This window comes from Flavobacterium sp. (assembly GCF_035760125.1).
Taxonomy (GTDB): domain Bacteria; phylum Bacteroidota; class Bacteroidia; order Flavobacteriales; family Flavobacteriaceae; genus Flavobacterium.
This window is the reverse complement of sequence record NZ_DASTTN010000091.1, coordinates 1-9,217: the sequence shown is the minus strand read 5'-3', so window position 1 is coordinate 9,217 and position 9,217 is coordinate 1. Positions and strand designations below refer to the sequence as shown.

8 protein-coding genes and 1 pseudogene are annotated in these 9,217 nt (G+C 32.7%); 8 read left to right on the top strand and 1 reads right to left on the bottom strand.

What is annotated here, in order from left to right; all coding sequences use genetic code 11:
- The 4 genes and pseudogenes from VFS71_RS03785 to VFS71_RS03770 form a co-directional block, all read left to right on the top strand.
- Positions 1 to 545, top strand: a pseudogene (locus VFS71_RS03785) (DoxX family protein); the annotation flags it as partial.
- A gap of 294 nt (positions 546 to 839) precedes the next feature.
- Complete coding sequence (locus tag VFS71_RS03780; protein ID WP_326399459.1) at positions 840 to 1,334, top strand: TlpA disulfide reductase family protein; 495 nt, start codon at positions 840 to 842, stop codon at positions 1,332 to 1,334.
- Between the two features lie 87 nt (positions 1,335 to 1,421).
- Complete coding sequence (tpiA, locus tag VFS71_RS03775; protein ID WP_326399457.1) at positions 1,422 to 2,174, top strand: triose-phosphate isomerase; 753 nt, start codon at positions 1,422 to 1,424, stop codon at positions 2,172 to 2,174.
- A 147-nt stretch (positions 2,175 to 2,321) separates the two neighbouring features.
- On the top strand, positions 2,322 to 3,158 hold the full coding sequence (locus VFS71_RS03770; protein WP_326399455.1) for a hypothetical protein: 837 nt from the start codon (positions 2,322 to 2,324) through the stop codon (positions 3,156 to 3,158).
- Positions 3,159 to 3,546: 388 nt separating this feature from the next.
- On the opposite strand, the gene VFS71_RS03765 is transcribed toward VFS71_RS03770, so the two are convergent.
- A complete protein-coding gene (locus VFS71_RS03765; RefSeq protein WP_326399453.1) occupies positions 3,547 to 5,214 on the bottom strand; it encodes a tetratricopeptide repeat protein in 1,668 nt (555 codons plus the stop codon).
- 462 nt (positions 5,215 to 5,676) lie between these two features.
- On the opposite strand from VFS71_RS03765, the gene prmA reads away from it, so the two are divergent.
- From prmA to VFS71_RS03745, 4 genes are all read left to right on the top strand, one after another.
- Positions 5,677 to 6,510 (top strand): 50S ribosomal protein L11 methyltransferase, encoded by an 834-nt coding sequence (prmA, locus tag VFS71_RS03760; RefSeq protein WP_326399452.1) that lies wholly within the window; start codon positions 5,677 to 5,679, stop codon positions 6,508 to 6,510.
- A gap of 44 nt (positions 6,511 to 6,554) precedes the next feature.
- A complete protein-coding gene (locus VFS71_RS03755; protein WP_326399451.1) occupies positions 6,555 to 6,830 on the top strand; it encodes an ATP-dependent Clp protease adaptor ClpS in 276 nt (91 codons plus the stop codon).
- Positions 6,831 to 7,074: 244 nt separating this feature from the next.
- Positions 7,075 to 8,346 carry a sterol desaturase family protein gene (locus VFS71_RS03750; protein ID WP_414655982.1) on the top strand — a complete coding sequence of 424 codons (1,272 nt, stop codon included), beginning with the start codon at positions 7,075 to 7,077 and terminating at the stop codon, positions 8,344 to 8,346.
- Between the two features lie 9 nt (positions 8,347 to 8,355).
- Entirely contained in the window at positions 8,356 to 9,027 is a 672-nt protein-coding gene (locus VFS71_RS03745; protein WP_326399449.1) for a lysoplasmalogenase, read from the top strand.
- Positions 9,028 to 9,217: the final 190 nt, after the last annotated feature.

Below are 9,217 nucleotides of genomic sequence, written 5' to 3'. Positions count from 1 at the left end.
ATATTCAGAAAGGAATGGAAATTCCGGAAGGCGCGCCAAAATCGGTAGTGGAAATGATTTTCATCTACAAAGTAAACGGAGTTGACAAAGAATTTTCGGAGAAAGACTTGGCTAATATTCCTGCAGGAGCAACCTTTGTAGACAGAAAAGACAAAGTAATCACAGAAGGTTACGTTCCTCCTATTCATGATTTTGTCATGGAAAAAGACGGATCCGATTATAAGGAAGAACTATTGCAAGAACCTAAATTATTAATGGTTGTTGCCTATGATTTGGCTCTTGCCAATGCAGATGGTCTTGCGAAGATGGAGCAAATCAGTAAAAGCGCTTCCGCAAAAGGCTATAAAACGATTGGGATGACAGCTTCTGCACCAGAAGAAATTGCAAAAATCAAAAAACAATACGGTATCACTTTCGATTTTTATTTCTGTGACGCCATTCCGTTAAAAACTATCGAAAGAGCCAATCCAAGTTTCGTAATTCTTGAAAAAGGAACCGTAAAACAAAAAGTACATTACAACGATACTGAAGATTTAGCTTTTTAATTTCAAACTATATAATAAAAAAAGTAATAACCTTGTGGGAATATCATTTTCCTACAAGGTTTTTTTATTGGTAATAAATCAAAATTAAATCATAAAAAATATCAACTATAACGATATTGTAACCAATTTTAAAGATTTTCACATTAAAATTCCAAAATCAGTTTATCAAATTTAAATTTCTTTGGTTAACTTTGTGAAAATTAATTTTTAAATGAAATCGCTAAGATTCCAAAACACCAAAAGCAATAAAGAATAGCGATTCCATATTCCAATAAAAACAAGTATTTACTTCATATGAAAAAAATAGCCCTTTTAATTATTGCTTTTGCAACATTTTCTTGTACCCAAGCTCAGAAAACTGAGTTCTCCAAAAAAGCACTTTCCGAAACTTTATTATCTACAGACGGAAATCAAATTAAATTTAAAGATATCCTAAAAAACCAAAAAGGTAAAACTACCATTATAGAATTTTGGGCATCTTGGTGTGGTGATTGCGTAAAGGCAATGCCAAAACTAAAAGAACTTCAAGCCAACAATCCAGACGTATCTTATGTGTTTATGTCAATGGATAAAACCGCTGATAAATGGAAAGCAGGCATCGAAAAACACGAACTAAACGGTTTGCATTTCATGGCAAATGACGGTATGAAAGGTGTTTTTGGTAGCGCAATTGATTTGGATTGGATTCCGAGATACATCATTATCGATAAGACAGGAAAAATTGTTGTTTATCGCGCTATAGAAACTGACTTTGATAAAATAAATGCAACGCTAAAACAATTGCAATAGAAGTTTAAAAGTCGATTTCATTGACAGTTATAATGATAAATTAAAATACGAATTAATCAGAAAATAAAACTATAAATACTACAAAAAATGAGAAAGAAGATTGTTGCAGGAAACTGGAAAATGCATAAAAATGCGGTACAAACTAAAGAATTATTGAATGAACTATTGACTCAAATTCCAGCTGAAACTGCTGCACAAGTAATTGTCGCTCCAACATTTGTGAACTTGGCTTCGGCAGTAGAAAACTTAACACACTCTAATATATATGTTGCTGCACAAAACTTACACCAAGCAGAAAGCGGCGCTTTTACAGGCGAAATATCTGCAGATATGCTTAAAAGTGTAGGTGTAAATACAGTGATTTTAGGTCACTCAGAACGTAGAGCTATTTTTCATGAAACTGACGCTTTAATTGCAAGCAAAGTAGATACAGCCTTGAAACACGATATGACCGTAATTTTTTGTTTTGGTGAAGAATTAAAAGATCGTCAATCTGGAAACCACTTCAATATTGTTGAAAACCAATTGAGAGATGGTTTATTCCATATTGAAGCCAAAAATTGGGAAAAAATTGTATTGGCATATGAGCCAGTTTGGGCTATTGGAACAGGAGAAACTGCTTCTCCAGAACAAGCACAAGATATGCATGAATTCATCAGAGAAACAGTTCGCAAAGCTTTTGGAAGCGATATCGCAGAAGATGTTACTATTCTTTACGGAGGAAGTGTAAAACCAGACAATGCAAAAGAAATCTTCTCTAAACCTGATGTTGATGGCGGACTTATTGGTGGTGCTGCCTTAAATGCAAAAGATTTCATTACTATTGTAACGTCTATCTAAAAATTGAAAAATATATTTCAGCTTTTCAAAAGTTGAAAATGCTTTTTAAATATCACAAAAAACCTGTTCGTTTATTTGAACAGGTTTTTTTTATTTATTCATTATCCTTAAAGATAAATTTGAAATTCTTGAATAAATCCTCGAAATTTGCCAGCCTTAAATACTTACAACAACTTAGAGAATCAAATGGGAATCCAGAAAAAAATTAAAACAAAATCAGATAAAATATGGCAAAAATGGTCCATTGCCTTCCGAATTATTCCAGTAATCCTTTTTGTAGCACTACTTAAATTTTTATCCTATCATTTTGAGTTGGAAGTTCTGGAATTAAACGCTCTTTTTACCAGTTTAATTGCTGGAACCATTTTCCTGATCGGTTTTCTTATCAGCGGAGTTCTTTCGGATTATAAAGAAAGTGAAAAACTGCCAAGTGAACTTTCGGCGTCAATAAAATCTTTATATGATGATGCTTATACCATTTACAAAAGCAAAAATTCTCAAAACGCGTTTCAATTTATTGCGTTCCAAAAAACATTCACCAATTTCTTGATGGACTGGTTTTACAAAAAAGAAACCACTACATCAATACTGGACAAAATAAGTCAAATGAATGATTTTATTATCGAATTAGACAACGAAGGCATACAACCAGGGTATCTCATCAAAATAAAAAATGAGCAAAACAACATTCGCAAAATGATATTACGAATTGATACCATCAGGGAAACAAACTTTATCGGTTCGGCTTATGCAATTCTGGAAGCAATGGGATTTTTGATTGCATTATCTTTGATTATCATCAAAATTGAACCTTTTTATGTTGCATTATTTTTCACCTTACTCGTAACCTTTTTAATTTCCTATATGTTTTTATTAATCAAAGATCTTGATAATCCTTTTGATTATGTCGAAAACGGGGAAAGCGGAACAGAAATTTCATTAAAACCTATTCACGACCTCATAAAGGCATTCAAAAAATTATAATATTAATTCAGAAAACAAATACCAAATGCAGTGCAAAATAATTTGCGCTGCTTTTTTTTACCAATCAAAATAGTTTGGCATCATTATTGAAAAGTACTAAATACAAAAAAGGTTTGAAGTTTCAGATCGAGTAATACTCAATGCCAAAAGAATTATTGCAGAAGAAAGTTTATTACTCGATCTTGTTTCAAAACTCATAATTATTAAGAATGTTTTCTCACTCAATAGTTTCATAAAGAAAATCTTTATGCCAAAAAGAGATCAAGAAACGTTCAGTCGAATTCATTAAGCCCGATTTGCCCAAAAATCAAAATAAAAAAAGGAAACAACGTTTCCTTTTTTTTGCTTTTAGGAGTTAACTAAAAACCATAAAAATTACAAATAGACTTTATCTCAATGATTTTAATTGATCAATCGCATATTGGTTGGCAGGATCAATACCTAATGTTTTACTAAAAACATCTTTTGCTTTGACCTTATCGGTAACAACATAAATAATACCCAAATTATTATAGGCTTCCACTAATTTTGACTTCATTCCTTTGGTGGCTAGCTCAGCAGAATCTTTTTTGTTAGCCGTAGTTATGAAATCCTCATAGTTTCTAGCAACCAGAGAATCATTTTTCAGTAACACTTGAATTCTGGCTTTAAAAAGATACGCATCCTGTGTTGATGGCGAAGCTTTAATAATTATGTCTAATGAAATATCAGCTTTTTTTAATTGCTCGATTTGTTGTGGATTCAAATTTTCAAGACCATTACAAGACCAATACACTGATGAAGCAAAAAAGAAATTATCCATTAGGAATGATTTTGTTTCTGTGTTTACAATTGCAATTTCATAAACGGAAGCAGCTTGGGCATATAATTTTTTCTCATACAATTTCTTAGCCAAGTCTGGAAGTTCGCCAGCAATTGCAGGACTCATATCAAATGCTTTCTTGAAATCCAAAATTCCATTATCAATAAGCGAGTTATCAACAGGAGTCAAACTTAATGCTTTTCCCAATTTTGAAGCACCAATATAAAAATAATCTCTTCCAATTACTCTATTCGAAGGATTCGAAACATAGGATGCTAATGAACTTATAGCTGTGTCAAAATTATTATTGTAATAAGCTGAATAACCCAAATAACGATAAATTCTTGGATTAACTTTATCCAGTTTACTCATTTCATTAGCTTCTGCCTCAAGAGCTTTATAATCTTTGGCAAGAATAAGAAAATCAGCATGACGCATACGAGACTCCAATGAATAATCAGTTAAGGACATGTATTTTTCGTAAAAAGCCAATCCTTTTGAGATATGAGCGTCGTAATTCCCAGCATCATTTAAAGCCCAAAGATATTGGGTTTCGGCAAGTTCACGATACACAGGTCCGTAATTCGCATTTAAAGCAATTACTTCGTCAAATGCATTTAAAGCAATAGGAAAGTTGTGGGCGTTTTTGATTAATGTACCCAAGCCCATTTTGGCTCTTAGTAATGTATTGTCCAATCTAAAAGCTTCGCGATAGCACTCATAAGCCTCATTTTGCTTTTTATTGAACTTGTAAGCATCGCCCAAAGCCAATAAAACATCGGTATTTGCTGGATCAATCAATCTGGATTTGCTCAAAATCTCAATTGCTTTTTTGTAATTCGGATGCTCTGAATAAGTATAAGCTTTGCCAATATATACTGTTTCTTCCAAATCCCTTTTGCTACTATTTTGCGTAGCTAATGCAAAATTTTTCTCTGCTTCGACAATATCTCCTTTATCCAATGCGATATAACCTAATCCTATATAACTAAAATTTCCTTTAGTGGAACAAGTAATTCCAACATCAAAATGTTTTTTGGCTGCTTCATAATCTCCTTTCAATAGACAAACATTGCCCAAAAGAAATTTAGCGTAACCATCAGTGGGTTTTGAGGTGGTAATGGTTTCCAAAGTATTTTTTGCTACTTCATATTGTTCGGCATCAATAGCGTTTTTCGCTTGTTTTATATCTTGCGCCTGTCCCCAAAAAACAAAAAACAGTGTTGCGACGGTATAAATAAAAACTTTTTTCATGGTAGATATAATTAATTTGAATATTAAAATAGTGCTGTAGTAAATTGGTATAAAACAACACTACAAATATAAAATAATATTAAACAAAAACAGTATATTTTATTGATTAAATATCTGTAATTCAGTTAGTTATATTTTTAAAAACATGATAAAAGTCATTTTTTTTTATTCCAAAAAAAAGTATAACTATGACGTAAAAAGAAGAATAAAAATTAAGAATAAGTCTTTTATCGACCACAAAAAAAACACTAATCCCTCATATTTAGATCATTAACACAAACTTCCATTATTATAATTGCACAGATAAAAAATCAGAAACAATCTTACTTAAAGCAGAGCTCATTTTTATAATTTATTAAAATCAATGCCTCAGGAAAACTAAGCCAAAAACATTCTGTCAAAATATTTTTAAAATTCAAAGAAGGATTGCATCCTATTGTTACCTTTGCAAAAAAATTAAACATGTCAAATATTTATATAGGGTATCATTTTTCAATTGAGCCAAAGGAGCTAGGATCGGAAATACTAATTGCTGAATTAGGCGAAAAAGCTTTTGAAAGCTTCACTGAAACCGAAACTGGCATTTCTGCTTTTGTGCAAAAGGACCTTTGGGACGAAACAATATTGGAAGACATTCAAATATTACAATCGGAAGAATTCAAAATCAATTATACTTTTGAAGAAATCGAACAAGTAAACTGGAATGAGGAATGGGAAAAGAATTTTGAACCTATAGATGTGGAAGGAAATTGTCATGTTCGAGCACCATTTCATCCTAAAACGGATGCAGAGTATGATATTGTAATCGAGCCAAAAATGAGCTTTGGAACAGGACATCATGAAACGACACACATGATGATTCAACATTTATTAGAAATGGATGTTACCGGCATGAAAACACTGGACATGGGTTGTGGCACAGCAATTCTTGCCATTCTTGCCGAAATGAAAGGAGCGCAACCTATAGACGCTATTGACATTGACAACTGGTGTTACCTAAATTCCATTGAAAATGCTGAACGTAACAATTGTAAACACATTACGGTTTACGAAGGAGATGCAGCTTTATTAAAAGACAAAAAATACGATTTGATAATAGCCAACATCAACAGAAACATTTTGTTAAACGATATGCAAAGTTATGTTGACAGTTTAAATGCAGGCGGAACTATATTATTTAGTGGTTTCTATGAAGAAGACATTCCTTATATTGACACATCTTGCACAGAAAAAGGATTAACTTATGTAAAAAAGTTTCAAAGAAACAACTGGGTATCAATAAAATACGTAAATTAGTATTTCCTTTTTTATAAATCAACAAAGTACAAAAACCTAAAAGCATGAGTACAATAGAGAAAGTAAAAGAAAGAACCCGAGAGGAGGAAGTTACAACCAAAAACAATGAAATAATAGTTTACAATGACGATGTAAACACTTTTGACCATGTCATTGATACTTTAGTTCGTGTTTGCGGGCACACTCCTATTCAAGCAGAACAATGTTCATTAATTGTACATTACAACGGTAAATGCACCGTAAAGACGGGAGAATATGATAAATTAAGAGTGCAATGCTCTAGATTACTTGAAGCTGGCTTAACTGCCGAAATAATCTAAATTATACAATACTATTTCCAAAAATTAGTTATTTATTAAACCTACTTGAGCAAGTACAATCTCAAGTAGGTTTTTTTATGTTTTCTCAGTACTTGAACTAATTTTGAAACCCAAAAATCCCTCCAACAACTTTATTACCCTTAAAAACCCTCATTATTGAATACTTAAAACTACCCATAAAAAAATAGTAAAAATCACAATATTTTAAACAATTATTCTATATTTGAGCAAAAATACCCCTCAAATGGAAGAATACGGTAAAATATTAGTTTTTGTGATGCCTGTTTTTTTGATATTAATTATAATTGAAAAAATATACGGCCATTATAAAGGAGAAGACACCTCACCAAATATGGATTCGGTTTCGAGTATTAGCTCGGGAATGGTCAATTCTGTCAAAGATGTTCTTGGACTTAGCGTTACGTTAGTCTCTTACGAATGGTTTGAAACCAAGTTTGCCATAATTCATTTGGATGCTACCATTTGGGCTTACATCATTGGATTTATCGTCATTGATTTTTACGGCTATTGGAGTCATCGTCTGTCTCACCAAATTAATTTTTTATGGAACAAACACGCAATTCACCACAGTAGTGAAGAATTTAATCTAGCTTGTGCTTTGCGTCAAACAGTTTCGAGTTTTGTCAATCTATTTACATTTTTATTGATTCCAGCGGCTCTATTGGGCGTACCACCAAGGGTAATTGCGATAATACTGCCTATTCATTTATTTTTACAATTTTGGTACCATACCAAACATATCAAAAAAATGGGTTTTCTGGAACAAATACTTGTTACGCCCTCACATCATCGTGTTCATCATGCGATAAACCCAATTTATATGGACAGAAACCATTCGCAAATATTCATTATTTGGGATAAACTTTTTGGCACTTTTCAGGAAGAATTAGATTCGGTTCCCCCAGTTTTTGGAATTACGAGACCAGCACAAACATGGAATCCCTTTCGCATTAACTTCCAGCACTTGTGGTTATTGATTACCGATGCTTGGCGTTCCGAAAAATGGAAAGACAAACTCACCATTTGGTTCAAACCCACAGGTTGGAGACCAGAAAACTTCGAAGAAAAATACCCCGTAAACAAAATCACCGACGTCTATACCTATGAAAAATACGGAACACGACATTCCAATAAGTTAATGTATTGGTCATTATTTCAAGCCATGTTTACTTTATTACTTATTACCTATATGTACAATTCGATTGCGATTATTGGCTTACCAAACGTATTCGCATATGGTGCTTTTATATTCTTAACCGTTTACAGCTACACCGAATTGATGGATGCCCGAAAAATTTCATTGCTTTGGGAAGGAATCCGCTTTTTTGCGGGAATAGCAATCATTGCTTATCTTGGTGACTGGTTTGGTATCAATACACTTTTCCCTTTTGCCTCCTACATCATAATTGGGTATCTCGTTTTATCACTATTGGTTACATTTTATTTTGTAAACACCAATTTTGATGCAGAAAAATCAATTGTGGCAACTTCTTAAAAATAATCTATGCAATCATCTTTACTTCTCAAAACCTATATCGGTTTTGCTATCATTTACCTTGGTATTCAATTTCTTAATCTAGAAGGATTCGACTTTTATATGAAACCTATTTTGCTTCCTATTTTAATGGGAGCAGTTATAGTTTCTGAAAGTTTTCCAACCAAAAAAATCCTTTTAACAGCATTGACATTTTCCTGGATAGGCGATATTATTTTGCTTTTTACAGATAGAGGAGAACACTATTTCATCTTCGGGCTATTGGCTTTTCTTATATCACATTTGGTTTATATTGCCCTTTTCAGCAAACAACAAAACACAAGAATCAACAATAATAAAACCCTGTTTTGGATTGGTATTTTAGCTATTTTAGCCTATTTCGTTTTTATGATAGACACTTTATTCCCTAAATTGGGACCATTAAAAATTCCAGTTTTGGTCTATGCGGTCGTGATTACCACCATGCTTTTCTTTGCTTTCAAAGGCAGTTTAAAATGGTCTATTCCTGCAAACAATTACATCCTTATCGGTGCGATTGTATTTGTAAGTTCGGATAGTATTTTGGCTTTCAACAAGTTTTACGCACCAATTGCGCACGCTTCATTTTACATTATGGCGACCTATTGCCTTGCTCAATATTTAATTGTGGCTGGGATTTTAAAGTTGAATTCCAAAATATAAAATAACATTTAGGGCGTGCCACCATTAAGAAAAGAGACCTAATTTAGACTACACTTATTCGACCTCTTTCCTTAATGCTGTCGGGCTATCCGTGCTACTTCGGTAGCTTGCTTCAAATGAAATTCACTGAACTCATATGAAAATATATGTATAGTGAAGTAATCCCTCACGCTCACCTAAGACAAGACAA

Coding starts and splice junctions, on each gene's coding strand:
- VFS71_RS03780 (WP_326399459.1), top strand. CDS start 840: ATGAAAAAAATAGCCCTTTTAATTATTGCTTTTGCAACATTTTCTTGT.
- tpiA (WP_326399457.1), top strand. CDS start 1,422: ATGAGAAAGAAGATTGTTGCAGGAAACTGGAAAATGCATAAAAATGCG.
- VFS71_RS03765 (WP_326399453.1), bottom strand. CDS start 5,214: ATGAAAAAAGTTTTTATTTATACCGTCGCAACACTGTTTTTTGTTTTT.
- prmA (WP_326399452.1), top strand. CDS start 5,677: ATGTCAAATATTTATATAGGGTATCATTTTTCAATTGAGCCAAAGGAG.
- VFS71_RS03755 (WP_326399451.1), top strand. CDS start 6,555: ATGAGTACAATAGAGAAAGTAAAAGAAAGAACCCGAGAGGAGGAAGTT.
- VFS71_RS03750 (WP_414655982.1), top strand. CDS start 7,075: ATGGAAGAATACGGTAAAATATTAGTTTTTGTGATGCCTGTTTTTTTG.
- VFS71_RS03745 (WP_326399449.1), top strand. CDS start 8,356: ATGCAATCATCTTTACTTCTCAAAACCTATATCGGTTTTGCTATCATT.